General features: G+C 52.0%; 26 protein-coding genes. 10 read left to right on the plus strand and 16 right to left on the minus strand.

Features of this window, described 5'->3' with window-relative positions:
- Window positions 1–1,652, minus strand: a 1,652-nt coding sequence (locus tag FDW94_RS18885) for an FdhF/YdeP family oxidoreductase (RefSeq protein WP_249358642.1), incomplete at its 3' end; no start/stop codon positions are given.
- A gap of 218 nt (window positions 1,653–1,870) precedes the next feature.
- Between FDW94_RS18885 and yghU the strand changes: the two genes are divergently transcribed.
- Window positions 1,871–2,737: a glutathione-dependent disulfide-bond oxidoreductase gene (yghU, locus tag FDW94_RS18890; RefSeq protein WP_079934130.1), complete on the plus strand. Its 867-nt coding sequence runs from the start codon at window positions 1,871–1,873 to the stop codon at window positions 2,735–2,737.
- A gap of 94 nt (window positions 2,738–2,831) precedes the next feature.
- Here the strand turns inward: yghU and hybG are convergent, their stop codons facing one another.
- The 11 genes from hybG to yghX all read right to left on the minus strand — a co-directional run bounded on the left by hybG (window position 2,832) and on the right by yghX (window position 12,699).
- Window positions 2,832–3,080: a hydrogenase maturation factor HybG gene (gene hybG / locus FDW94_RS18895; protein ID WP_003024459.1), complete on the minus strand. Its 249-nt coding sequence runs from the start codon at window positions 3,078–3,080 to the stop codon at window positions 2,832–2,834.
- 30 nt (window positions 3,081–3,110) lie between these two features.
- Window positions 3,111–3,452: a hydrogenase maturation nickel metallochaperone HypA gene (hypA, locus tag FDW94_RS18900; protein ID WP_003828349.1), complete on the minus strand. Its 342-nt coding sequence runs from the start codon at window positions 3,450–3,452 to the stop codon at window positions 3,111–3,113.
- A complete protein-coding gene (gene hybE, locus FDW94_RS18905) occupies window positions 3,445–3,933 on the minus strand; it encodes a hydrogenase-2 assembly chaperone (RefSeq protein ID WP_008785804.1) in 489 nt (162 codons plus the stop codon). The genes hypA and hybE overlap by 8 nt, the downstream gene beginning before the upstream one ends.
- The gene (locus tag FDW94_RS18910) at window positions 3,926–4,420 is read right to left on the minus strand and encodes a HyaD/HybD family hydrogenase maturation endopeptidase (protein WP_032944999.1); all 495 of its coding nucleotides are present in this window, start codon (window positions 4,418–4,420) and stop codon (window positions 3,926–3,928) included. Before FDW94_RS18910 ends, hybE begins: the two co-directional genes overlap by 8 nt.
- The gene (gene hybC / locus FDW94_RS18915; RefSeq protein WP_003828353.1) at window positions 4,420–6,123 is read right to left on the minus strand and encodes a hydrogenase 2 large subunit; all 1,704 of its coding nucleotides are present in this window, start codon (window positions 6,121–6,123) and stop codon (window positions 4,420–4,422) included. Before hybC ends, FDW94_RS18910 begins: the two co-directional genes overlap by 1 nt.
- Window positions 6,120–7,298 carry a Ni/Fe-hydrogenase cytochrome b subunit gene (hybB, locus tag FDW94_RS18920; RefSeq protein ID WP_003828354.1) on the minus strand — a complete coding sequence of 393 codons (1,179 nt, stop codon included), beginning with the start codon at window positions 7,296–7,298 and terminating at the stop codon, window positions 6,120–6,122. Before hybB ends, hybC begins: the two co-directional genes overlap by 4 nt.
- Window positions 7,288–8,274, minus strand: coding sequence for a hydrogenase 2 operon protein HybA (gene hybA, locus FDW94_RS18925; protein WP_003828357.1), 987 nt, complete (start codon window positions 8,272–8,274; stop codon window positions 7,288–7,290). Before hybA ends, hybB begins: the two co-directional genes overlap by 11 nt.
- A 2-nt stretch (window positions 8,275–8,276) precedes the next feature.
- Window positions 8,277–9,395, minus strand: coding sequence for a hydrogenase 2 small subunit (hybO, locus tag FDW94_RS18930; RefSeq protein ID WP_003024486.1), 1,119 nt, complete (start codon window positions 9,393–9,395; stop codon window positions 8,277–8,279).
- Between the two features lie 188 nt (window positions 9,396–9,583).
- Window positions 9,584–9,871 carry a DUF2623 family protein gene (locus FDW94_RS18935; protein ID WP_003024490.1) on the minus strand — a complete coding sequence of 96 codons (288 nt, stop codon included), beginning with the start codon at window positions 9,869–9,871 and terminating at the stop codon, window positions 9,584–9,586.
- A gap of 84 nt (window positions 9,872–9,955) precedes the next feature.
- Window positions 9,956–11,596 carry a methyl-accepting chemotaxis protein gene (locus FDW94_RS18940; RefSeq protein WP_137378083.1) on the minus strand — a complete coding sequence of 547 codons (1,641 nt, stop codon included), beginning with the start codon at window positions 11,594–11,596 and terminating at the stop codon, window positions 9,956–9,958.
- Between the two features lie 215 nt (window positions 11,597–11,811).
- Window positions 11,812–12,699: a YghX family hydrolase gene (gene yghX / locus FDW94_RS18945; RefSeq protein ID WP_137378117.1), complete on the minus strand. Its 888-nt coding sequence runs from the start codon at window positions 12,697–12,699 to the stop codon at window positions 11,812–11,814.
- A 155-nt stretch (window positions 12,700–12,854) separates the two neighbouring features.
- Here yghX and FDW94_RS18950 point away from each other — a divergent pair, with 155 nt between their 5' ends.
- A complete protein-coding gene (locus FDW94_RS18950; protein ID WP_032945003.1) occupies window positions 12,855–13,895 on the plus strand; it encodes an aldo/keto reductase in 1,041 nt (346 codons plus the stop codon).
- 68 nt (window positions 13,896–13,963) lie between these two features.
- Here the strand turns inward: FDW94_RS18950 and FDW94_RS18955 are convergent, their stop codons facing one another.
- Entirely contained in the window at window positions 13,964–14,467 is a 504-nt protein-coding gene (locus FDW94_RS18955; RefSeq protein WP_008785809.1) for an ESA_00282 family adhesion-associated protein, read from the minus strand.
- 104 nt (window positions 14,468–14,571) lie between these two features.
- Between FDW94_RS18955 and FDW94_RS18960 the strand changes: the two genes are divergently transcribed.
- Both FDW94_RS18960 and FDW94_RS18965 read left to right on the plus strand, forming a co-directional pair.
- On the plus strand, window positions 14,572–14,976 hold the full coding sequence (locus FDW94_RS18960; RefSeq protein WP_137378084.1) for a hypothetical protein: 405 nt from the start codon (window positions 14,572–14,574) through the stop codon (window positions 14,974–14,976).
- A 1-nt stretch (window position 14,977) separates the two neighbouring features.
- Window positions 14,978–15,385: a hypothetical protein gene (locus tag FDW94_RS18965; RefSeq protein ID WP_008785811.1), complete on the plus strand. Its 408-nt coding sequence runs from the start codon at window positions 14,978–14,980 to the stop codon at window positions 15,383–15,385.
- 77 nt (window positions 15,386–15,462) lie between these two features.
- On the opposite strand, the gene exbD is transcribed toward FDW94_RS18965, so the two are convergent.
- Window positions 15,463–15,888, minus strand: a complete 426-nt coding sequence (gene exbD, locus FDW94_RS18970; protein ID WP_008785812.1) for a TonB system transport protein ExbD — start codon at window positions 15,886–15,888, stop codon at window positions 15,463–15,465.
- 6 nt (window positions 15,889–15,894) lie between these two features.
- Window positions 15,895–16,629 carry a tol-pal system-associated acyl-CoA thioesterase gene (exbB, locus tag FDW94_RS18975; RefSeq protein WP_003024507.1) on the minus strand — a complete coding sequence of 245 codons (735 nt, stop codon included), beginning with the start codon at window positions 16,627–16,629 and terminating at the stop codon, window positions 15,895–15,897.
- Between the two features lie 250 nt (window positions 16,630–16,879).
- Between exbB and metC the strand changes: the two genes are divergently transcribed.
- A complete protein-coding gene (gene metC / locus FDW94_RS18980) occupies window positions 16,880–18,067 on the plus strand; it encodes a cystathionine beta-lyase (RefSeq protein ID WP_060683231.1) in 1,188 nt (395 codons plus the stop codon).
- A gap of 131 nt (window positions 18,068–18,198) precedes the next feature.
- A complete protein-coding gene (gene yghB, locus FDW94_RS18985) occupies window positions 18,199–18,858 on the plus strand; it encodes a DedA family general envelope maintenance protein YghB (protein WP_003024510.1) in 660 nt (219 codons plus the stop codon).
- A gap of 70 nt (window positions 18,859–18,928) precedes the next feature.
- Here yghB and FDW94_RS18990 read toward each other — a convergent pair whose 3' ends face one another.
- Complete coding sequence (locus FDW94_RS18990; protein ID WP_137378085.1) at window positions 18,929–19,828, minus strand: AraC family transcriptional regulator; 900 nt, start codon at window positions 19,826–19,828, stop codon at window positions 18,929–18,931.
- Between the two features lie 194 nt (window positions 19,829–20,022).
- Here FDW94_RS18990 and yqhD point away from each other — a divergent pair, with 194 nt between their 5' ends.
- From yqhD to FDW94_RS19010, 4 genes are all read left to right on the plus strand, one after another.
- Complete coding sequence (yqhD, locus tag FDW94_RS18995; RefSeq protein WP_048215537.1) at window positions 20,023–21,186, plus strand: alcohol dehydrogenase; 1,164 nt, start codon at window positions 20,023–20,025, stop codon at window positions 21,184–21,186.
- A 224-nt stretch (window positions 21,187–21,410) separates the two neighbouring features.
- Window positions 21,411–22,238, plus strand: coding sequence for a 2,5-didehydrogluconate reductase DkgA (gene dkgA, locus FDW94_RS19000; protein ID WP_137378086.1), 828 nt, complete (start codon window positions 21,411–21,413; stop codon window positions 22,236–22,238).
- A 188-nt stretch (window positions 22,239–22,426) separates the two neighbouring features.
- On the plus strand, window positions 22,427–23,881 hold the full coding sequence (locus tag FDW94_RS19005) for a DASS family sodium-coupled anion symporter (RefSeq protein WP_003828381.1): 1,455 nt from the start codon (window positions 22,427–22,429) through the stop codon (window positions 23,879–23,881).
- Window positions 23,882–23,925: 44 nt separating this feature from the next.
- Window positions 23,926–24,368: HIT family protein (locus tag FDW94_RS19010; protein ID WP_137378118.1), on the plus strand; the 443-nt coding region annotated here is incomplete at its 3' end.

Raw genomic sequence — 24,368 nt, forward strand, 5'->3', positions numbered from 1 at the left:
AGCCAGCGGGAAGCCGGCTTCAGCGCGCCACAGGAAGCGTGAACCATCGACATAGAATCTTCAACGGTCACTGACTGGATCCCCGTCGCCTGCATGTCGCGCTCCGTTCGGCCTAATGCAGGTAGCAGGTAGTTATGCTTTGCCATCAGCAGATGCGATCTGTTCAGTTTGGTCGCCACATGGACCTGCAGATCCAGATTTTTCATCGCCGCAAATGTACGCTGCGGCTGGGGCATCGCTACCGCCAGATTGCCGCCCATGCAGATGAGCGCTTTTGCGTCTCCCCGCTCGATGGCCCGAATGCTTTCCACGCTGGAGCGTCCATGTTTGCGCGGAACACGGATAGAAAAATGCTTCTCAAGGCGTTGCAGGAAGTCTTCGGACGCCGCTTCGTTGATCCCTACAGAACGATCGCCCTGCACATTAGAATGGCCGCGTAACGGGCAGATCCCCGCCCCCGGCTTACCCATATTGCCTTTCAGCAGCAACAGATTTACCAGTTGCTGAACGTTCTCGGTGCCGTTTTTATGCTGGGTGATACCCAGACCATAACAAACAATCGTGGCGCTGGATTTACTGTAGCTGTGCGCCAGATCTTCCATCTGACTACGCGTCAGACCCGAGTCCTGTTCCAGCTCAGCCCAGTTATGCTGACGTAAGTCGTCATACAGCGCTGCATATCCCGCGGTATGTTGGTCGATAAACGCATGATCGAGCGTCGGCTGCTGATCCAGTAGGATCCGCGCTTCGTCCATTTCGATCAGCGCCTTCATTATGCCTTTGAGCAACGAGGCGTCTCCGCCCATTTTTACCTGGTAGTAGTCGTTGCTCAGCTCCGTCGCCTGACCGGTGAACATCTCTTTCGCGCTTTGCGGGAAGCTAAAGCGCTCAAGCCCCCTTTCGTTCAGCGGGTTGATGGAGATAATTTTGGCTCCACGTTTGGCAACGTCGCGTAAGGTGGTCAGCATGCGTGGATGGTTAGTACCAGGGTTATGCCCGATACAAATTACCAGATCGCAGTGGTCAAAATCATCAAGTTCAACAGTCCCTTTCCCAAGGCCAATGGCCGGCGTTAGCCCTGCGCTGGTCGGTCCGTGGCACATGTTTGAGCAATCAGGAAAGTTGCTGCTACCATATTCGCGGGCAAACAGCTGATACAGGAACGCCGCCTCATTTGACGTTCTGCCGGAGGTATAAAACTCAACCTGTTGTGCTGAGTCATAGCTGCGCAGACGCTCGCCGATCTCCCGAAAGGCGATATCCCAATCCACCGCCTGCCAGGTGTCTGACACTGCATCGTATTTCATTGGATGCGTCAAACGACCAATGTTTTCCAGTTCATAATCGCTGTAGTGCCAGAGTGTGGAAACCGGGTGACGACTGAAAAATTCCGGTGACGCTTTCTTACTGGTTGTCTCCCAGGAAACCGCCTTAACGCCATTTTCGCACAGCTCCATTGGCGCACGATGCCCGGGGTCCGGCCACGCACAGCCCGGACAATCGAACCCTTTCACCTGGTTCATTTTGAACATCGCGATAATGTCGCGCGCGACAGCCTTTTGCGAAAACACCGAAGCAGTGACGGCTTTTACCGCACCCCACCCACCCGCAGGGCCCTGATAACCGCTTACTCCTGGAACACCATTTTTCATTATTACTGCTTATTCACCGCCAATTTTTGATGGTGAATACGGTAGCAATTTCCGTCCAACATTGATTTCCTCTTCATGGAGTACGGGCCAGGTACAATGAACGGGTTAGATTTATCTTCCCCTTTCAGCACAAAGCGACATAAAGTCCCAATCTGTTAAATTGAGTTCTACCTAACTGCTACACTGCATCAACACAACCACTCAGAAGGCAGGTCAATATGTCAGACAATACCTATCAGCCCGCGAAAGTCTGGACGTGGGAAAAATCGAACGGCGGCGCTTTCGCCAATATCAACCGTCCTGTTTCCGGTGCCACCCACGAAAAAACGCTGCCGGTTGGCAAGCATCCGCTGCAGCTCTATTCGCTGGGTACGCCAAACGGGCAGAAAGTGACGATTATGCTGGAGGAGCTGCTGGCGCAGGGCGTGAAAGGCGCAGAATACGATGCCTGGATTATTCGCATTGGCGATGGAGATCAGTTTTCCAGCGGCTTTGTTGAGGTGAATCCGAACTCGAAGATCCCGGCACTGCGTGACCACTCGCAAAACCCACCGGTTCGCGTATTCGAATCTGGCGCAATCCTGCTCTATCTGGCGGAAAAATACGGTTATTTCCTGCCGCAGGATTTGGCAAAACGTACTGAAACGCTGAACTGGTTGTTCTGGTTACAGGGTGCGGCGCCGTTCCTCGGCGGTGGTTTTGGTCACTTTTATAACTATGCGCCGGTTAAAATTGAGTACGCTATTAACCGCTTCACCATGGAAGCCAAACGCTTACTCGACGTACTAGATAAGCAGTTAGCACAGAATCAGTTTGTGGCAGGAGATGAATACACCATTGCCGATATGGCGGTCTGGCCATGGTTTGGCAATGTGGTGCTGGGTAACGTGTACGACGCGGCAGAGTTCCTCGATGCAGGAAGTTACAAGCACGTACAGCGCTGGGCAAAAGAGGTTGCCGCGCGTCCGGCAGTTAAGCGAGGTCGTATTGTAAACCGCACTAACGGGCCGCTGAACGAGCAGCTTCATGAACGTCATGACGCCAGCGACTTCGACACCAATACCGAAGATAAGCGCCAGGGTTAACGCAAGATGCCGGATGGCGGCATAAATGCCTTATCCGGCCTACATAGAAGGCGTAGGCCTGATAAGCGTAACGCCATCAGGCACTAACCGATTGTCACGCGCTGGTGACGTCGTACTCCATGCGGCGAAGTGCGTCTAACGTGGCTTTAGCTTCATCTTCATCAATGATGCTCATGGCGAACCCTACGTGCACCAGCACCCATTGCCCGACCAGCTCAGCGGTATCACCTTCACAAATCAGGGCAATATTGACATCACGTTTGATGCCGCACACTTCAACCTGCGCAAGCTGGTGAATATCTTCACCAACGGCCAGAACCTGACCAGGGACTCCAATACACATATCTGACTCCGCCCCATAGCAACCTATGGGTTATTCGACTTCAATACTTTTCACTTTCAGTGAATCGCCTGCATCAACCCGCAGACGATCGCCCTGACATAGTGGACACTGCGCATCATGCTGGGTGATTTCCACAACCTGACTGCAATCCCAGCACCATGCCTGGGCTGGTTTGTAATCAATATGCAGCTCACACCCTTGCGCCAGCGTACCCTGACAGACGATGTCGAAACTGAAACGGACGGCGCTCTCTTCAACGCACGAGAGCGCTCCGATTTCCAGCCAAACGCCGGTTACACGTTTGACACCGTGCTGCTCTGCCTGCTGTTGAACAATCTCAACCGCGCTCTGACAAAGGGACAGCTCATGCATTTTCGCAGTTCCGACGACCCAGCAGCAGCGCGCGGCGATTTAGCTGCGGCGCATTCGGATCGCTCACCGGCAGCGATAACAGCATGCGCGCGCAATCGTCAGTCAGACGCACACCTTCTTGCGCCGACATACTGTGCGAAAGCGGCGACATCAGTGAACAGGAAAGGTATTGCGATACGCCCTCCAGTTCACCAACGGTAAAGGTCATCTCGCCATACGGCAGACGCAGCCCGATTTTTTCGCTGACTTTACGCACCGGCCAGATCTGGTCCGGTCCGGGGAAAATCAGTGCGCTGAGCATCCAGGGTGTGATAACACACCCCGTCCACTGTCCTTCAAACAGCGTAAAATCAGAGACATATACCGGCATGTTCGGATGCAAGAAAGAGAGATCGTGCATCGAACGCCGGGCAACCTCTTCAAACGCTGCCTGAATCTGCGTCTTCGGGGCCGTCTGAAAACCGACAAACTCCTCAGACATGAGCCGCCTCCCGAGGGATCGCTTCAACGCCTGATTCGCGAAGCGCGGCAAGAACCTGCTCCAGCGCAGGTTCAATCATCGCTTCAACCGTTGGCGTTAGCCCGATATGCGGTTCCAACGATTCCGGAATAACGCCGACTAAGGTCAGCTTTTTCGGAAACTCGCCGGTAAAACGCAGGGCCGACAATACGTCGGCCAGGCCAAGCTGGTGCGGTGAGATTTTGTTGGTAAACAGCGCTGGGATCTCTTCATCCCGCAGGACCATCATCGTTCCTGGCGTGTTTTTCTTCGACACAATGGCGTCAGCAATGATCAGATGATCTCTGTTCGCCATATCGCCGAGAAGCTCCATCCCAGCCGTACCACCGTCCAGAACATCAACAAAGTCTGGCAGGATGTACCGTTGCTCTAATGCCTCAACGATACGTACCCCGATGGCTTCGTCGGTCAGCAAAATATTGCCGACCCCTAAGACTAATATCCGCATTACAGAACCTTAACTGAGACCACTTCGTTCCCGTCAACGTCCACCACATGCACCGCACATGACATACAAGGGTCGAAGGAGTGAATGGTACGAACCACTTCCAGCGGTTTGTTTGGATCGGCAATCGGCGTACCTACCAGCGAGCGCTCATACGGTCCCACTTCATCATTAAAGTTACGTGGGCCAGAGTTCCAGGTTGACGGTACAACCGCCTGGTAGTTGCTGATAATGCCGTCTTTAATCACCATCCAGTGAGACAGCATACCGCGTGGCGCTTCGAGGAAACCAACACCTTTGAATTCGCCTGTTGCCGGAATATCTGGTTTCACGAAGGTGGTGTGGTCGCCTTTACCGATGTTCACAATCAGCGCATTGTACTGATCCTGCAGAACGTTCTGCAGTTCACAGCAGTGAACGGTACGGCCAATAATACGGCCCAGCGTAGAGTGCAACTGCGACACTTCGATAGTTTTACCGGTCAGCTTGGTGTAAATCGCGATGATTTCATTCAGCTTGGCATGGGTAGACTCGCGTTTGGCCGCCAGTTTACACAGCATGTTGGCCAGCGGACCCACTTCAACCGTTTTACCGTAGAAAGTAGGCGCTTTAACCCAAGAGTATTTGCCGTCATCTGACCAACCGGTGTAATCAGGAACTGTTGTGCCTTCCCACGGAGCCTGCGGCGCTTCATCTTTGTACCACGCGTGTTTCGCACTCTCCTGAATCCCTTTGATCAGGTACTCATCGGAGTGAGAGGTGATCGGGCGATAGGTCGACAGATCAGCATCGGTGATATAACCGCCCGGGAACAGGAAGCTGCCGTTTTTACCGTCTGTCGGGAATTCCGGCGCACTCAGATAGTTAACCGCACCCTGACCACGTTCCAGCCACTCAGGATAGAACGCAGCAATAACCGCGGTATCAACCTTGTACACCTGCTCAACGAAGTCGCTCAGCTTATCGATGAAGGACTTGATGTACATCAGGCGTTCAAGGTTCAGCACACCGAGGCCGTCAAGGTTAATTGGGTTAGCAACCCCACCTACCGCCAGGTTCTGGATGTGCGGCGTTTTACCGCCCAACAGTGCCACAACGCGGTTGGCATCACGCTGGCATTCCAGCGCTTGCAGGTAGTGTGCGACCGCAATCAGGTTCACTTCCGGCGGCAGTTGCATTGCCGGGTGACCCCAGCAACCGTTAGCAAAAATGCCTAACTGACCGCTGGCAACAAGATCTTTGATCTTGTTCTGAACCTTGGTGAACTCTTCTGCGCTGTTCAGGTGCCAGGAGGACACGCCGTTCAGCATGGCAGACGCTTTCGCTGGGTCGGCTTTCAGTGCAGAAGTGATATCCACCCAGTCCAGCGCAGACAGCTGATAGAAGTGAACAATGTGGTCATGCGTGGTGTGCGCGGCCAGAATGATGTTACGGATATACTGTGCGTTCACCGGAACATCAATATTCAGCGCACTTTCTGCTGCACGAACGGAAGAGATAGCGTGAGTGGTCGTACAAACGCCACAGATACGCTGCACAATCATCCAGGCATCGCGCGGATCGCGGTTTTTTACGATCTCTTCCATGCCGCGCCACATGGTACCGGAAGCCCATGCTTTAGATACCACGCCATTTTCGATTTCGCAGTCGATGCGTAAATGACCCTCAATACGGGTTACCGGATCAATAGTAATTCTCTGGCTCATGCTTTGCTCGCCTCATGACGATTTTGATCGTTTTGTTTTAAAGGAGGAAGTATCGGCAGTAGACGAATGAGTACGATGTATGCACAAATCTCAATAGCCACAAAACCAATAGAAATCAACAGCTCTTCCCAGGTCGGGAAGTAGTGGTAGCCACCACCAGGATTGAACGCCACCAGCGAATAGGACAGACGCCATGTTGCACAACCCAGCAATGCGCTCAGCGCAGACAGATACAGCATGCGCGAGTCATTACGCAGCTTAGTGACGCGCAGCACCACCAGCGGGAAGACCATCAGCACGACTTCAAGCCAGAACATCAGGGAGTAAAGATCGCCCGAGAACGCATAGGACAGCTTGTCGCGATAGATCAGTTCGCCAAAGCGCAGGACGACGAAAATCGCCAGCAGCACGCTGATGGTATTCGTCAGCTTGATGAACAAACTTTTCTCGTCCGGACCGTTACCTTTCAGACCGGCTTGTACCAACGAGCCTTCAAAGATGACGATCGAGAAGCCCATAATAAAGGCGGTTAATACCGAGAAAAGCGGCAGCATTTCATAAGCTTGCCATAGCGGATGCACCTTATAACCCGCAGAAATCATCAATGAACCCATTGAAGACTGGTGCATGGTTGGCAGCAGCGCGCCGAGGGCAATAATAAAGAACATCACTTTATTCAAACGTTTGAGGGAAACTTTCCACCCCAGACGTTCAAACAGAGCCGGAGCAAATTCCAGCGCCATGATGCCGATATAGATGGTCATACAGACCGCCGTTTCGAACAGTACCGAGTTCACGTTGAAGTGGCCCGGAATGTAGAAATACGGCAGGTTCCAGTAACGACCGACGTCAATGGTGATCGACAGACCACCCAACGAGTAGCCAAACAGGCTCGCCAGCAGCGCCGGACGAACCAACGGATGGTATTGTCCTCTGTTGAAAACGTACACCGCCCACGCCAGCGCCCAACCGCCGCACGCGAAGCCAGTACCAATCAACAGGTCAAACGCGATCCATACACCCCATGGGAAACCGCCGTTCAGATCGGAGACTGAGCCCAGTCCGAAGACCAGACGTTTCACGATCAGGAGCATACACAGGACGATAAGCGGCCCAAAAATAATGACCGGTTTGCTGATTATTTTTCCGCCCAGCGGTTTAGGATCATGACTCATGATCGTCTCCTCCATCGTGATGGTCGTTTTTCGTGTTACGACGAACCAGCACGGTTAAGCCCGCCAGCGCAGCCAGGGGTAATATCATGCCCTTGTACAGGGAATGTTGAACATGTTCGGAACGCGCACCAGTTGAAAGATCATCCAGCTTCGGCAGATCCAAATCCTCGTAAGGAACACCCGTCAGTACCATAACCTGCGTACCACCACCTTCTTTCTCACCGTACAGGTGTGGGTAGTACTTCGGTACCGTATGCAGATAGGTATCGCCTGCTTTCACCGTCTGACGCGGATAGTGGTATTCGCTACCAGGCTTCAGCGCGAGACGTTTTTTCGCCTCAGCCATCAGCTCTTCACGCGTACCAAAAATCACCGCACCAGCTGGGCACACTTCAACACAACCCGGTAAACCACCTTTGTCCAGACGCTCAACGCCTTTCTGGTTACACAGTTCACATTTGTGAAGCGCACCAAACGGGTTGTTGTAGTCGTACTTAGGCACGTTGTACGGGCAGGCGACCATGCAGTAACGACAGCCCGTGCAGACATCTTTGTCATAATGGACGATGCCGGTTTTCGGATCTTTCTTCAGCGCGGAGACCGGGCAAACGGAAACGCAGTTCGGATCAACACAGTGCATGCACTGTTTCTTGATATATGCGTAACCATTTTCTTCCTGGTCTTTGTTAACGCCTGTTCCGCTACGCCACACCTGAATGATGTTATTGGTATACGGCGACAGTTTGTCGTTGTTCGACCAGGTTTGCTCGCCTTCCGGGTTACGCGCCGGGAAGTTGATATCCTGACACTTGGTTACACAGGCCTGGCAGCCTACGCACAGCGTCGAGTCATAGAGCATCCCAAGAGAACCTGGGATCGGCGGACGGTTTTCTGCAGCCGCATGGCTGATGGACGGCGCTGCGCCCAACAGCAATGCCCCGCTGGAGGCTGCTTTAATAAAGTTACGTCTGTTCACGGTTATTCTCCCCGTGAGTCAGCGTTATCTTTCTTCTGCTGACGCCCCAGTTCACGAACCGCCATCACGCTGACACCGGCAACCAGTCCTACTACGCCACCCAGCAGTCCAATCGCTCCGGCAGAAACATTGCCGCCTTCTTTCATGTTGACGTCAGGTTTCTCGGAACGCGGCGTTTGGTTTTCCACGTGAGCAAGCTGGTGAATACCTTTATGGAAGCCGACGCCTTCTTCGTTACAGCCGTAGCAAGGGTGACCGATAGCCACCGGCCACACGCCGCCCACATCGCAGAATTGCAGCGTTGAGCAGTTGCCGTAGGTTTCTGGTCCTTTACAGCCCAGATGGTAGAGGCACCAACCTTCGCGGTGGCCTTCATCACCAAACTCTTTAGCAAAACGACCAGCATCGAAGTGCGGGCGACGTTCGCAGTGTTCGTGAATCAAACGGCCATAGGCGAATGTCGGACGGTTTTTGGTATCCAGCTTCGGCGGCTTACCATAAGTGATGATATGCGCGACCGTTGCGAGGAAGTTATGCGGGTTCGGCGGACAGCCGGGGATGTTGATGATGGTTTTGCCTGGCAGAACTTCTTGCAGGCCGACGGCACCCGTTGGGTTAACGCCAGCGGCAGCAACACCACCCCACGCGGCGCAAGAGCCGATGGCAATGATAGCGGCTGCGCCTTCTGCGGCCCGGCGGATGTGATCCACGATCGGCTCGCCGGCAACCATACAGTAAATACCATTATCTTTCAGTGGGATAGAACCATCTACTACCAGAACATATTGCCCTTTGTACTTCTCCAGAGCGTTATGTTTGTTCTCTTCGACCTGATGGCCGAAGGCGGCAGAGAGCACCTCATGGTATTCCAGAGAGATTGTCTCCAGAACGAGGTTTTCCACTGTAGGGTGTGTCGCGCGAAGCAGCGATTCAGTACAACCCGTACACTCCTGAGCACCAATCCAGATAACCGGTGGGCGCTGAGGACGAGAAACTGATTCGGCCATTTCTGCGGCGGCTTTGCTACTGAGCCCCATGGTAGCGGCCAGTGCTGCACAAAGCTTCATGAAATCACGGCGATTAATGCCGCTCGAATTGATGAGAGAGTTATCTCCAGTCATTTTATAGTTATTCCGTTGCGAAGACCTGGCTTTTATTTTGCACCATTCGCATGTTGCATATTGCGATCGGCGCGCCATTACCACACTTTTTATATGGTTATGTGCATTATAATACTTCGGCGGAGCAACAAAACGAAGGCGTAGGTCAATAGTGTAATTAATTAAAGCAAGATAATACCCCTTTCGGATCAAGCTTCGAGTCGATAGCCAGCCATGAAAAACCGAATTGTTGTACTGGACTGGTTCTCTTTAAAGAAATCCATCACCATCTCTTTATCCAGCCCATAACGGCGCGTCAGGATCCCCGCTTCCCACGCGCTGAGCTGTCGATCACCCGTTTTTTCAAACATTCGATGTGAAAATCCCAGCACAAAACCACGCTTATAATCCGCACAAAAATTCGCCACTGAGCGTGCACTGTCCGCACTTGAGGCGTTTAATCCGGCCATCAGACCTTTACCAAAATGGTTGTCCATGCATAACCTCCAATCGCTATATAATAAATTATATAGCGATTTTTTAAGCAAAGACCAGAGGTATCACGAACTTTTTATAACGGCTTAAAAGGACACCCACTCATCCGTTTTAGCGGCCGCAGACGTTTTGCTGTCTGCTGAAGAGGAAGTGGTTTGGTTGGCTGCGTATTGCACATCATTAGCGGAAAGGCGGAACTGTTGCACCGAGCGTTGCAGCTCCTCTGTTTGTCGTTCCAGCGCCACTGCCGCGGCGGAAACTTGTTCTACCAGCGCAGCATTCTGTTGCGTTACGCTGTCCATCTGCGTGATCGCCACGCTCACCTGCGAGATACCCTTATTCTGTTCTTCCGAGGCAGAGGCAATTTGCTTCATGATGACAGTCACTTCGGTGGCGCCGCGCAGAATCGCCTCCATGGTTAATCCTGTTTCTTTAACCAGACGAGCACCCTGATCAACACGACGCGATGACTCGCCAATCAGCGTCTCAATCTCTTTCGCCGCCCCGGCGCTGCGACTGGCAAGGTTACGTACTTCACCGGCGACGACGGCAAAACCGCGCCCCTGCTCGCCTGCCCTGGCTGCTTCAACCGCCGCGTTCAGCGCCAGAATGTTGGTCTGGAAAGCAATGCTATTAATAACTGACGTGATTTCCGCGATCTGTTTAGAGCTGGCGGCAATGCCGTCCATCGTCTCTACCACTTCTGAAACCAGCGTGCTCCCTTTGCCTGCCGTTTCTGTGGCCGTATCGGCAAGCAGGCTGGCTTCACGCGCATTTTCTGCGTTCAGTTTTACCGTTGCGGTCAGTTGCTCCATGCTGGCAGCGGTCTCTTCCAGAGCCGCAGCCTGCTCTTCAGTACGTGAGGAGAGATCGTTATTCCCGGTGGAAATTTCCGTCGCCCCTCGCCAGATGTTGTCACTACCTGAACGGATGGTACTGACGGCTTCACGCAGGCTATCCTGCATCGCGCACAATAACGGCACCAGTTGACCCACACAGTTACGACCAAAATCTTCGATGGGATGGCTGAGATCGCCCTGCGCAATCTGCTGGAACTGTTGGCGAATACGTCCCAGCGGTTTCACCATCATGGAAACAAGGTAGCGGTCGGTAAAGAAAAGGAGGGCAATCCCAAGGATCACGGCGGTGATAATTAGCGTCCGGATGATAGAGGTTTTGCCATCGACCATCACGCGGGTGGTATCGAGTCGCTCGCCTGCCGTGGCGTTAAAACGCTCGGCACTGGCGCCAAATTCACGGCTCAACGCGGGTGTAATAGTGCTGGCATGCTCAGCAAAGGCCGTAAGCGTTCCCTGCTGCGCCAGCTGCATTTGCGGGATCACGCCGTTGTCCAGCAGCGCCTGCCACTTCGTCAGTACTGCGTTAGCGACGTCAGGGTCCATAGGGCCCGGAGATAATGTTTTCATCTCCTGGAGTTTTTTGCTCATATTCTCCAGGGACTGTTGCGCTGGCGCAAAATCAGGCGTTCCGCCACTCATTTTGACATCCATGGCGCGACTTAAGCGCGTTACGAAGCGAAAGTACTGATCGTTGCCCTGACTGAGAACCGTCATCTGATGGACAAGATGACGGTCAATATCATTGCCTTCAGATATTTTTGATAACGAATGAAGACTGAATAAACCCACGCCCGACCAGAGCAGGCAAAAAAGTCCCAGTATTGCCAACATGACAATACGAATAGTGAAGTTTTTCAGCAAACGCATAATAATTTCCTTGCCGTTGATGAGGAATTCGCCATCAGGCGATACTTATCCTTGTTATCGGCAGGCAGTAGAGAAGATATAATGCGTTCTTTATTTTTTTACTTTCTTAAGTACATCCACTCTCTCTCCACACTATATCAATATGAATGCTAATGAAATTAGGTAGCATTATTATTCAGGTAATTAGTTATAAGCATTAAATAATCTATTGTTTTCTATCGCAAATATTTGTTAAACCATGCAAGAGTACGTTCCCAGGCTAAATCAGCGGCAGCTTTATCATAACGGGGGGTCGAATCGTTGTGAAAGCCATGATTAACGCCGGGATAGATATAGGCTTCATAGACTTTCTTATTGGCCTTAAGCGCCGCTTCATAAGCAGGCCATCCCTCATTAATACGTGTGTCTAATTGCGCATAGTGCAGTAATAAAGGCGCGTTTATTTTAGGGACATCTGATGCAGGAACCTGCCGCCCATAAAAAGGCACCGCGCAGGCCAGTTCAGGGAAAGCCACAGCAGCGGCATTCGACACACCACCACCGTAGCAAAATCCGGTGATACCTACCTTTCCCGTCGTCCCTGAATAATGTTGCATAAATTCAATGGCGGCAAAAAAGTCGTTCATCAACTTTACGGGGTCAACCTGCTGCTGCAATTCCCGACCTTTATCATCATTGCCAGGATATCCCCCTACCGAACTTAATCCATCCGGCGCAAGTGCCATAAAGCCCGCCTTCGCCACCCGTCTCGCCACATCTTCAATATACGGATTCAGCCCACGATTCTCATGCACTACCACCACCGCCGGAACTTTCCCTGTCACCTTCGCAGGTTTAACTAAATACCCCCGCACATCACCATGCCCTTCAGGCGAAGGATAGGTAATATATTCCGCCAGAATATCGGGATCGGTAAATTCTACCTGCGTTGCGTGGGCATAATTGGGTTTCAATAAATTGAATAAAGCCAACGCCGTCATGCCACCCACTGCATATTTCGCTGCCAGATTGAGAAACTCGCGTTTCGTTATTTTGCCATGCGCGTAATAGTCATAGTAGTCGAGCAGTTCTTGCGGAAAATCTTTGGCAGTCAAACGCGGCATCGTCGCACTCCTGATTGATGTTTTTTTAAGCAAAGCACAGTGACCTGTTTTTGCCCAGTTTTTCATCTCAGTGTGACCTGGTGAACGGGATATTCACCGTGAACCCGCTAGAATAGAAACGTTGTTTCGAAATTCACCTGCACTAAGGAGATCTCATGGCCTGGTTTGCCAATCCTGAACGTTACGAGCAGATGCTCTATCGCTACTGTGGGCGCAGCGGTTTGCGTTTACCCGCGCTATCGCTGGGTTTATGGCACAGTTTTGGGCACGTTCAGGCGCTGGATTCACAGCGCGCCCTGTTGCGTAAAGCATTTGATTTAGGCATCACGCATTTTGATTTAGCCAATAACTATGGGCCGCCACCAGGCAGCGCAGAAGAGAATTTTGGCCGATTACTGCGCGAGGATTTTGCACACTATCGCGATGAACTGATTATCTCCACCAAGGCAGGCTATGACATGTGGCCTGGGCCATACGGTTCTGGCGGTTCGCGCAAATACCTGCTCGCCAGCCTCGACCAGAGTCTGAAACGCATGGGTCTCGACTATGTCGATATCTTCTACTCTCACCGCGTTGACGAAAATACGCCAATGGAAGAGACCGCCTCGGCGCTGGCCCACGCCGTGCAAAGCGGTAAAGCGCTGTATGTCGGCATCTCATCCTATTCTCCGGAACGTACGCAGAAAATGGCCGAGCTGATGCGGGAATGGAAAATTCCATTGCTGATCCATCAGCCGTCTTACAACCTGCTTAACCGCTGGGTAGACAGCAGCGGCCTGCTGGATACGCTGGAATCCAACGGTATGGGCTGCATCGCATTTACGCCGCTGGCTCAGGGACTGCTGACGGGGAAATACCTTAACGGTATTCCGGAAGGTTCACGCATGCAGCGTGAAGGGAAAAAAGTTCGTGGGTTAACGGAAAACATGCTGACGGAAGAAAACCTTACCAGCCTGCGCTTGCTTAATGAGATGGCGCAACAGCGTGGACAGTCGATGGCACAAATGGCCTTAAGCTGGCTGCTAAAAGACAACAGGGTAACGTCGGTATTGATTGGCGCCAGTCGACCGGAGCAACTGGAAGAAAACGTTCAGGCGCTGGCGAATCTGACGTTCAGCGCCGAAGAACTGGCGCAGATCGATAAGCACGTCGCGGACGGTAAGCTGAACCTGTGGCAGGCCTCATCTGACAAATAGCCGTAGGTAATCCAGTGCCGGGTAGCAACGTTGTTCTTCCCGGCACGTAATACGGGCCAGCCAGCTCCTCACACCTCTTCTGCTTTGATTTCTGGGCGCTGATATTCCGGCCACACCAGCGCGACAAGTGCAGGATATGCTTCCAGGCTGAACTCCCTGAAGCACTGACGTAAGTTAAGCACGTCCAGATCGGCATGCGGGACTTTCTCGCCACTCAGACAGCGTTTTTTAATATTGTCGTAATATTTATACACCGCAGAGTTGAGATCGCTGCAACGCCGCTGTGCATCAAATAGCCCTGGCGTCTCATTCAGCTCCACCATTGTCATCCGTTTGATCGTCGAGTGGATAAAATCGATATATTCGTGATTGACACGCCAATACCAAACCGGAGTAATCGAATTCATCAGTACCGAGAAATGATCTTCACCCTCTTCTTTACTCAGTATTTCCGGCTGGTTTTCAGCGTATCCATTTTCTGCATTACGGTTTTTATTTGCACTGCGCATCAACAAAAGTACCCCGCAGGTCAGCAATAGCAGGGTAATAACAGAATAAAATATACTGTTCATATACTGGCTCCATTTTTTTTGATTTTAAAATTACGCCATGCTATTGTCAACGCGGCATGGTTTATTTAAAACAACATATCATTGGCATCAAAGGATATTTCAACATGCTTCCCGAGCATCTTGTTCCCTCGCGTTTTCACTTATCCAGCTCACCTGACAATACCACCTCCACAGATAATAGTGAAAATTTGACTCAGGGGCAGATAACATTAAGCGATTACGAATCCGATATTTTTATTAGCTCTGCGGCTACCGGCCAGTCACGAAATATGCTATTTGAAGAGTGCGACCGTCATTTAAAAGAGCGTCTATTTCGTGCAGCAAAAATTGAGTCATTCTCTCGCCTGCTCAATTCACTACAGGCAGAAGGCGACATTAATGCACAAGAATTAAGTAAAATTTTGACTCAAAAAACAGCCATCATAAATGAACAGGGCAACAAAATTTGGCTTAATTTAATTACCCGTGAAACCAGCGACCCTATTTTTTATTCTCTGGAAGAGAAATAAAATGAAAGATGTTGAGGATAATAATGTTTATTTGGCTTTAGATAACCATAAAAGCGATGAGTTTGTCTTAAAGCAAAATTTAGCCGTGTTGATTGCCAATAAAAACGCGACACTGGAAAGCGTTGCTCAGGAGATAGTCTCTATTCCCGCTGCACTGGTGCGGATGAAATGGCAAAATCGCCGTGAAATTTACTCGCTACAGGCTAAAGAAGAGATCTACGGTGCCGCGATCGAAGCCATTATGGAGCAGCAACCAGAACTGCGGGACAAAATCATGGCCCGACTGGAAAGCACCTACCAGCATATACTCGCGCGGGAAACGGCCACCTTACGCCTGACGCGAAAGCTGTCTGAAGGGAACTACGAACCCACCAGGATAACCACGGTCGCGTTAGATGAGAACAGATAAGAACAAGTGTGCAAGGGAGTTGAATCAGGAGAGACACGCCGGGTAAGGCGGCAACCATTACCCGGCAATGATGAGGATTACTTCGCTTTCACAGTCTCTTCGCCAACCAGACCAATCTTCAGGAAGCCCGCCTGATGCAGCGTATCCATCACCTTCATCATGGTCTCATAATCAACGGTTTTATCTGCCCGGAAGAAAATCGTGGTGTCTTTCTTCCCGTCAGTTAACGCATTTAGCTCGTTAATCATGGTTTCATCCGTCACCTGATTGTTGCCAATAAACATACTCTTATCGGCTTTAACTGACAGGTAAACCGGTTTTTCCGGACGCGGCTGCGGCGTGCTGGTGGAGGCAGGGAGATTCACCTTCACATCTACGGTTGCCAACGGCGCGGCAACCATAAAGATGATCAATAAAACCAACATAACGTCGATAAACGGCGTCACGTTGATTTCATGCATTTCACCGTTATCGTCCAGGTTTTCATTAAAGCTCATTGCCATGGAACATTATCCTACACGTAATTTCTGCGCTGCACGTACCGGATGCGCGGATGCGCTTGCATTCAGGTCCAGATCGCGACTTTGCAGCAACAGCACCTGTGCCGCGACGTCGCCCAGCATCGCTTTATAGCTGCCAATCTGACGTGCGAAAATGTTGTAGATAACAACAGCTGGAATTGCTGCGACCAGACCGATTGCGGTCGCTAACAGCGCTTCTGCGATACCCGGCGCAACAACGGCGAGGTTGGTCGTTTGGGTTTGTGCAATCCCGATGAAGCTATTCATGATGCCCCATACGGTACCAAACAGACCGACGAATGGAGAGATAGCCCCGATGGTGGCCAGGTATCCGTTACCGCGGCCCATATGACGACCTACCGCCGCCACACGACGCTCCAGACGGAAGCCGGTACGCTCTTTAATGCCTTCGTTATCGTCGCTGCCTTCTGACAGTTCCAGCTCGTTCTGCGCTTCGTTAATCAACTGTGCGCCCAGGCTTTTGCCATCGAATCCTGCGGCAATTTCACTTGCCTGATCTAAAGAGCGGGCTTCCGCCAGCAGTTGCTGTTCACGCTTAAGGCGGCGTTTCTGAGTAAAGAACTCAAGGCTCTTACTAAAGAAGATAGCCCAGGTGACCACTGACGCCAAAATCAGCCCAATCATCACGCACTTAACCACGATATCGGCGTGCTGATACATACCCCAGACGGAAAGATCCGTCTGCATCAAATTATTACCCACTCTGTATCTCCAGGACGCAAATCACAAAATCTGAGCGTAATCATATCAAAACGACGTCGAATTGATAGTCGTTCTCATTACTATTTACATATTGCCGCACCTTTGGTTTCTTTTCCTTGCGCTTACGCAGTAAAAAAGTCACCAGAAGCATTTTGAGATTATTTTCTACTGTATGACCGTTCTGCAGGATGCGTCATCTTTGATTCATGGTAGTTTAGACATCCAGACGTATAAAAACAGGTAAGACAACATGGCAGATAAGCAACTTGAAACCAAACTAGTTCACGCAGGACGCAGTAAAAAGTACACGCTGGGCTCGGTAAATAGCGTGATCCAGCGCGCTTCTTCGCTGGTTTTTGACACCGTAGAGGCCAAAAAACAGGCCACGCACAACCGGGCGAACGGTGCGCTTTTCTATGGGCGTCGCGGAACCCTGACGCATTTCTCTCTTCAGGAAGCGATGTGCGAACTGGAAGGTGGTGCGGGTTGCGCGCTGTTCCCCTGCGGTGCGGCGGCCGTTGCCAACACCATCCTTGCCTTTGTGGAGCAAGGGGATCATGTGCTGATGACCAACACAGCCTATGAACCCAGTCAGGATTTCTGTACCAAAATTCTCGGCAAGCTCGGCGTGTCCACCGGCTGGTTCGATCCGCTGGTTGGCGCCGATATCGTTAAGCACATACAGCCGAACACGAAAGTCGTATTTCTGGAATCTCCCGGCTCTGTCACTATGGAAGTGCATGATGTTCCAGCTATTGTTGCCGCCGTCAGAAGCGTCGCGCCGGATGCAATCATCATGATTGATAACACCTGGGCTGCCGGGGTGCTGTTCAAAGCGTTGGATTTTGGCATTGATATCTCTATTCAGGCAGGCACCAAATATCTGATTGGTCATTCTGACGGCATGGTCGGCACGGCGGTATCTAATGCCCGCTGCTGGGATCAACTGCGCGAAAATGCCTATCTGATGGGGCAAATGCTGGACGCCGATACCGCCTATATGACCAGCCGTGGACTGCGTACGCTGAGCGTTCGCCTGCGTCAGCACCATGAAAGCAGCTTAAAGGTCGCCGAGTGGCTGGCCAGCCATCCGCAGGTCGCCCGCGTGAACCACCCGGCACTGCCCGGCAGTAAAGGCCATGAATTCTGGAAGCGTGATTTCGCCGGCAGCAGCGGCCTGTTCTCCTTTGTATTGAATAAGAAGCTCAATAATGAGGAGCTTGCTGCGTATCTGGATCACTTCAGCCTGTTCAGTATGGCCTACTCCTGGGGCGGTTTTGAGTCGCTGATTCTCGCCAACCAGCCGGAACACATTGCGGCAATCCGTCCGCAAGGCGAGGTGGATTTCAGCGGAACGCTCATCCGTTTACATATCGGTTTAGAGAATGTTGACGATCTGATTGCCGATTTGGCCGCAGGATTTGCCCGAATCGAGTAAAATTGCCACAGATGGACATATATGCAGACACTTCTGGTGGAAAAGTCTGCAATTGTTGCGTCCGGGATCAAGGCATCCCGGGCAATTCAGGAGTACAATCCACACATAAACGCTGTTCCACAGGAAAGTCCATGGTAGTCATTCAAGATATTGTCTCCGCGCTCTGGCAACACGATTTTGCCGCACTGGCGGATCCGCACGTGGTGAGCGTGGTGTACTTCGTCATGTTCGCCACGCTGTTTTTAGAAAATGGCCTGCTGCCCGCCTCCTTTTTACCCGGAGACAGCCTGTTATTACTGGCAGGAGCGCTGATCGCTCAGGACGTGATGAGTTTTTTACCTACCATAGCTATTCTGACGGCCGCAGCCAGTCTGGGCTGCTGGCTGAGTTATATTCAGGGACGCTGGCTAGGCAACACGCGCACGGTGAAAGGCTGGCTGGCGCAATTACCGGAAAAATACCATCAGCGCGCCACCTGCATGTTTGATCAACACGGCCTGATGGCGCTGCTGGCAGGGCGTTTCCTGGCGTTCGTTCGCACCTTGCTGCCAACGATGGCTGGCATTTCAGGGCTTCCTAACCGTCGGTTCCAGTTTTTTAACTGGCTGAGTGGCCTGCTGTGGGTCACCGTCGTCACCAGTTTCGGCTATGCGCTGAGCATGATCCCGTTCGTTAAACGCCATGAAGATCAGGTGATGACCTTTCTAATGATCCTGCCGATTGCCCTGTTAACCGCAGGATTGTTGGGAACATTGTTCGTGGTGATTAAAAAAAAATACTGTAGCGCCTGAGTATTATCCGTAGCCGGGGTAATTCCCGGCATTATGCCTGATGGCGCGCGGTTTTAAGGCCTACAAGAAATCAACTCCCCTGCATCATACGAATTCTTGCCGCATCTTCCCCCGGCGTTACGCCAAAGAAACGTTTGAACTCCCGACTGAATTGCGATGCGCTCTCATAGCCGACGCGCATGGCAGCCGCACTGGCCTTCATCCCATCGTGAACCATCATCATCCGTGCTTTATGCAGGCGATAGCTCTTAAGATATTGCAGCGGCGACGTGCTGGTCACCGCTTTAAAATTATGATGAAACGCCGACACGCTCATGTTCGCCTCTGCCGCCAGCTGTTCTACATTGAGGTTTTCGGTGTACTTGGTTTCAATCCGCTTCAGCACCCGGCTTATCAAACTGAAATGCGTCTGGCGACTGACCAGAGCAAGTAACGCGCCGCCGCGCGGTCCGGTCAGCACATGGTAGAGGATCTCGCGAATAATCTGTTTCCCCAGAATACGCGCATCCAGCGGTCGCTCCATCACATCCAGCAGGCGCTCAGCAGCGCAGAGAATTTCGTCAGAGAGCGTTGCAGAGTTAATCCCGCTGGCCGCCATGGCGGGCTGGAACAGCTCGTCTTCCCCAATGTCCATCAGCAGCCCCTGCAATTGCAGGATATCGACATTCAGATAAATACCGGCCAGAGGAACCTCCGGCGTCGCATAGGTTTCACATTCAAAGGGTAAAGGTACGGTTAGCAGCAGGTATTCGTTGGCGTCATAGCGAAATACGCGCTCATTGATGTAACCAATTTTATGTCCCGAAAAGAGAAATATGATGCCTGGCTGATACATGACCGGTGTACGCGCCGCCGGCTCCGTACCGTGTAGCAGGCGGACATCTGGCAGCAGTTCATTAAGTCTATTTTCATTGTTTTTCAGCTGCTTAATTTTATCTGTCAGCAGAAGACAGATCTCATCACGGTTCATGGGGCACCATTTCATCATCGGTTTTCGACCCTGACATAATGCGCAGATTTATCCGTTTTCTCCAGCAGTCTGTAGAAATGGGCAAGACATCGGCAGAAATGAGCATTGAGAGCAGCGCGGCGGGCGACCACAATGTTCATCATCCGGCAGACACTCACCTGCCCTCTTTTATTACCCACCAAAGGGAACGAGCAATGAACAACTTTAATCTCCATACCCCAACACGTATTTTGTTTGGTAAAGGCGCGATTGCTGAGCTGCGCGATCAAATTCCTCAGGACGCTCGCGTACTGGTTACCTATGGCGGCGGCAGCGTGAAAAAAACTGGCGTCCTGGCACAGGTTCAGGACGCGCTGAAAGGCCTGGATGTGCTGGAGTTTGGCGGTATCGAGCCAAACCCGTCTTATGAAACGCTGATGAACGCAGTAAAAATCGTGCGTGATGAGAAAGTGACGTTTCTGCTGGCGGTAGGTGGCGGTTCAGTGCTGGACGGCACCAAATTCATCGCGGCAGCGGCACAGTACGCTGATGGCATCGATCCATGGCGCATTCTGGAAACCCACGGCAACGACGTAACAAGCGCCATCCCGATGGGCTCCGTATTAACCCTGCCTGCAACCGGCTCTGAATCTAACTCCGGCGCGGTAATTTCGCGTAAAACCACCGGCGATAAACTGGCCTTTATGACCCCGTTCGTGCAGCCAGTGTTTGCCGTACTGGATCCGGTTTACACCTACACCCTGCCGCCGCGTCAGGTTGCAAACGGCGTTGTGGATGCTTTTGTTCATACCGTGGAACAGTATGTGACTTATCCGGTAGACGGGAAAATTCAGGATCGCTTTGCCGAAGGCATTCTGCTCACGCTGGTAGAAGAAGGTCCGAAAGCCTTGCAGGAGCCGGAAAACTACAACGTGCGTGCGAACGTTATGTGGGCGGCAACCCAGGCGCTGAACGGCCTGATTGGCGCAGGCGTACCGCAGGACTGGGCAACGCATATGCTGGGCCATGAACTGACCGCAATGCACGGTCTGGATCATGCTCAAACGCTGGCCATCGTTCTGCCAGCGCTGTGGAATGAAAAACGTGATACCAAGCGTGCCAAACTGCTGCAATACGCAGAGCGTATCTGGAATATCACCGAAGGTTCCGACGACCAGCGCATCGACGCCGCCATTGCCGCTACCCGCGCTTTCTTCGAACAAATGGGCGTACCCACTCGCCTGTCTGACTATGGCCTGGACGGTAGCTCCATCCCGGCATTGCTGGAAAAACTGGAAGCACACGGTGGTACGCAACTGGGCGAACATCAGGACATTACGCTTGAAGTCAGCCGTCGGATTTACGAAGCTGCCCGCTAAGGTTTTTTAACCTCCGCCTTTCGTTTTTGGGTATTTATACCAGGCTTAAGTCACATAAACCTCACCGGGGGCTGCTCCGGTGAACTCAATTTACACCCAATCATTCATGATGCATCGAGGCGGCAATTAAGTGAATCCCCGGGAGCGTACATAAGTACGTGACCGGGGTAAACGCAAGCAGCCAACAAAGAGGCAGCCTGAAGGATTAAGTGTGGGGGGAAATTATGACCGGTCCAACCATTATCAAGCTACAGGATGGTAACGTCATGCCACAACTGGGCCTGGGGGTCTGGAAGGCAAGCAACGAAGAAGTCATCACCGCCATTCATAAAGCGCTGGAAGTGGGGTATCGCTCAATTGATACCGCTGCGGCGTACAAAAACGAAGAAGGTGTCGGCAAAGCAATACGCGATGCTGGCGTGCCACGGGACGAGTTATTCATCACCACCAAGCTGTGGAATGATGACCAAAAACGCCCCCGGGAAGCCTTGCTCGAAAGCATGGAAAAACTCCAGCTTGATTACCTCGATCTATACCTGATGCACTGGCCGGTTCCGGCGATCGACCACTACGTTGAAGCGTGGGAAAACATGATCGACCTGCAAAAAGAAGGTCTGATTAAGAGCATCGGCGTGTGCAACTTTCAGATCAATCATCTCCAGCGGTTGATGGATGAAACCGGCATACCTCCGGTGATTAACCAGATCGAACTTCATCCGCTTATGCAACAGCGCCAACTGCACGCCTGGAACGCAACGCATAAAATCCAGACCGAATCCTGGAGCCCGCTGGCGCAGGGCGGCAAAGACGTCTTTGATCAAAAGATCATCCGTGATCTCGCTGAGAAATATGGCAAATCACCGGCGCAGATTGTCATCCGCTGGCACCTGGATAGCGGGCTGGTGGTGATTCCAAAATCGGTCACCCCTGCGCGTATCGCAGAAAACTTTAACGTCTGGGACTTCCGCCTGGATAAAGACGAATTAGGCGAAATCGCGAAACTCGATCAGGGCAAACGTCTGGGGCCAGACCCGGATCAGTTCGGCGGTTAATCCCTTCCCTCCAGCCCGACACTCTCGTCGGGCCTTTACTGATTTGAAATATCAGGAAACAATTCACACACATATATTGATGTATTTCTTGCAGTCGCTGGAGCAGCATTACGCAACATAACCTGTTAATTATTAAATAAATATATTTATTTGATGAATACATTCACCATATCCATAGGTGCGTAAACGTGACTGAGAAAAAAAGTAGCGGAGTCAAATGGCTCCCATTAATTCTTATAATATTCATTTCTGCCGGACTGTGGCAGCTTACTCCACCTTCCGGGTTAAGTGCGCCAGCCTGGCATTCGGCAATTATTTTCGTCGCGACTATTGCCTCTATCGTGGCAAAAGTTTTACCCATCGGCGCGGTCGGCATTATTGGGATTACGGTTTTTGCACTCGCCTATGCTGCCGGGGATAAAACCGCCAGCGGCGCTATCACCACGGCACTGAGTGAGCTGAACAGTTCACTTATCTGGCTTATCGTCGTGGCTTTTATGATTGCCCGCGGGTTTATCAAAACCGGCCTCGGACGACGCATTGCGCTGCAGATGATCCGTCTGCTCGGCAAGCGCACGCTGGGACTCGCCTATGGTCTGGCCTTTGCCGATCTGATCCTCTCCCCGGCAATGCCGAGTAATACAGCACGCTGCGGCGGCGTCATCTATCCGATTGCTGACTCTCTGGCACGCAGTTTCCATTCGAACCCGGAAGATGAGTCCCGCAGTAAAATCGGTACCTTTCTTATCACCTGTATTGGCAACGTCAACGACGTCACCGCCGCGCTCTTTATGACCGGCTATACCGGCAACCTGTTGGCTGTGAAGCTGGCGGCCAATGCGGGCGTCACGCTGACCTGGGGCGGCTGGTTTATGGCGGCGCTGCTGCCATGCCTTGTGTCATTACTGCTGGTTCCACTGCTGGTCTACTGGATCGTGCGCCCGGAAATTAAACACACGCCGGATGCCCCTAACCTGGCGCGCAAAGAGCTGGCGGAAATGGGCAGTATGTCTCGCGGCGAATGGCTGATGCTGGCTACCGTCGGCGTACTGCTGGTGCTGTGGATTTTTGGCGATACGTTAGGCGTCGACGCCACCACTGCCTCGTTCGTGGGACTGTCCATTTTATTGCTAAGCGGCGTTCTGAGCTGGGAAGATGTGAAGAGCGAGAAAGGCGCATGGGACACACTGATTTGGTTTGCCGCGCTGTTGATGATGGCGAACCAGCTGAAAAAACTGGGCTTCACCACCTGGTTTGGCAATCTGATCGGCGATAGCCTGAGCAGTACTATGCACGGTACCAGTTGGGTGATCGTCCTGCTGCTGTTGAACGCCGCCTACTTCTATACCCACTACTTTTTTGCCAGCGGTAATGCACAGATTGCCGCGCTGTACGCCGTTTTCCTTGGTGTCGGTCTGCATCTGAATATTCCCGCAGCCCCCACGGCATTAATGCTGGCCTTCACCAGCAGTTTGTACTGCTCGCTCACCCAGTACACCCACGCTCGCGGTCCAATCCTGTTTGGTGCCGGGTACGTTCCAACGGGCGTCTGGTGGCGTACAGGATTTATCATCAGCTTGTTTAACCAGGCGGTGTTTATCACCGTGGGTCTGATGTGGTGGAAGGTGTTGGGTCTGTACTAAACTGACTGCGTCCTGACAAATCACCTTACCTGCGGAGAAAAGGAATGACCTGTATTTTCTGTCAAATAGTTGAAGGTAAAGCACCCTGCCATAAGGTCTGGGAAGACGAGCATCATCTGGCTTTTCTGTCGATTTTCCCGAACACCGACGGTTTCACCGTGGTGATCCCGAAAAAGCATTATCCCAGCTATGCCTTCGATATGCCGCCGCAGGCACTGGCTGATCTGATGCTGGCGACCCAAAAAGTGGCTAAGAAACTGGATAAAGCTTTCCCGGATGTCAGTCGTACGGGGATGTTCTTCGAAGGTTTCGGCGTAGACCATGTGCACAGCAAATTAAGCCCCATGCATGGCACTGGCGATCTAACCCACTGGAAACCGATTGAAGCGCGGCAGAACAAATTTTTCGAGCAGTATGAAGGATATCTTTCGTCACACGATCATGAACGGGCGGATGATGCAAAACTGGCCGCATTAGCGGCCAGAAT

It is taken from the genome of Citrobacter sp. wls757 (assembly GCF_005280935.1).
GTDB lineage: Bacteria > Pseudomonadota > Gammaproteobacteria > Enterobacterales > Enterobacteriaceae > Citrobacter > Citrobacter portucalensis.

Coding starts and splice junctions, on each gene's coding strand:
- yghU (WP_079934130.1), top strand. CDS start 1,871: ATGTCAGACAATACCTATCAGCCCGCGAAAGTCTGGACGTGGGAAAAA.
- hybG (WP_003024459.1), bottom strand. CDS start 3,080: ATGTGTATTGGAGTCCCTGGTCAGGTTCTGGCCGTTGGTGAAGATATT.
- hypA (WP_003828349.1), bottom strand. CDS start 3,452: ATGCATGAGCTGTCCCTTTGTCAGAGCGCGGTTGAGATTGTTCAACAG.
- hybE (WP_008785804.1), bottom strand. CDS start 3,933: ATGTCTGAGGAGTTTGTCGGTTTTCAGACGGCCCCGAAGACGCAGATT.
- FDW94_RS18910 (WP_032944999.1), bottom strand. CDS start 4,420: ATGCGGATATTAGTCTTAGGGGTCGGCAATATTTTGCTGACCGACGAA.
- hybC (WP_003828353.1), bottom strand. CDS start 6,123: ATGAGCCAGAGAATTACTATTGATCCGGTAACCCGTATTGAGGGTCAT.
- hybB (WP_003828354.1), bottom strand. CDS start 7,298: ATGAGTCATGATCCTAAACCGCTGGGCGGAAAAATAATCAGCAAACCG.
- hybO (WP_003024486.1), bottom strand. CDS start 9,395: ATGACTGGAGATAACTCTCTCATCAATTCGAGCGGCATTAATCGCCGT.
- FDW94_RS18935 (WP_003024490.1), bottom strand. CDS start 9,871: ATGGACAACCATTTTGGTAAAGGTCTGATGGCCGGATTAAACGCCTCA.
- FDW94_RS18940 (WP_137378083.1), bottom strand. CDS start 11,596: ATGCGTTTGCTGAAAAACTTCACTATTCGTATTGTCATGTTGGCAATA.
- yghX (WP_137378117.1), bottom strand. CDS start 12,699: ATGCCGCGTTTGACTGCCAAAGATTTTCCGCAAGAACTGCTCGACTAC.
- FDW94_RS18950 (WP_032945003.1), top strand. CDS start 12,855: ATGGCCTGGTTTGCCAATCCTGAACGTTACGAGCAGATGCTCTATCGC.
- FDW94_RS18955 (WP_008785809.1), bottom strand. CDS start 14,467: ATGAACAGTATATTTTATTCTGTTATTACCCTGCTATTGCTGACCTGC.
- FDW94_RS18960 (WP_137378084.1), top strand. CDS start 14,572: ATGCTTCCCGAGCATCTTGTTCCCTCGCGTTTTCACTTATCCAGCTCA.
- FDW94_RS18965 (WP_008785811.1), top strand. CDS start 14,978: ATGAAAGATGTTGAGGATAATAATGTTTATTTGGCTTTAGATAACCAT.
- exbD (WP_008785812.1), bottom strand. CDS start 15,888: ATGGCAATGAGCTTTAATGAAAACCTGGACGATAACGGTGAAATGCAT.
- metC (WP_060683231.1), top strand. CDS start 16,880: ATGGCAGATAAGCAACTTGAAACCAAACTAGTTCACGCAGGACGCAGT.
- yghB (WP_003024510.1), top strand. CDS start 18,199: ATGGTAGTCATTCAAGATATTGTCTCCGCGCTCTGGCAACACGATTTT.
- FDW94_RS18990 (WP_137378085.1), bottom strand. CDS start 19,828: ATGAACCGTGATGAGATCTGTCTTCTGCTGACAGATAAAATTAAGCAG.
- yqhD (WP_048215537.1), top strand. CDS start 20,023: ATGAACAACTTTAATCTCCATACCCCAACACGTATTTTGTTTGGTAAA.
- dkgA (WP_137378086.1), top strand. CDS start 21,411: ATGACCGGTCCAACCATTATCAAGCTACAGGATGGTAACGTCATGCCA.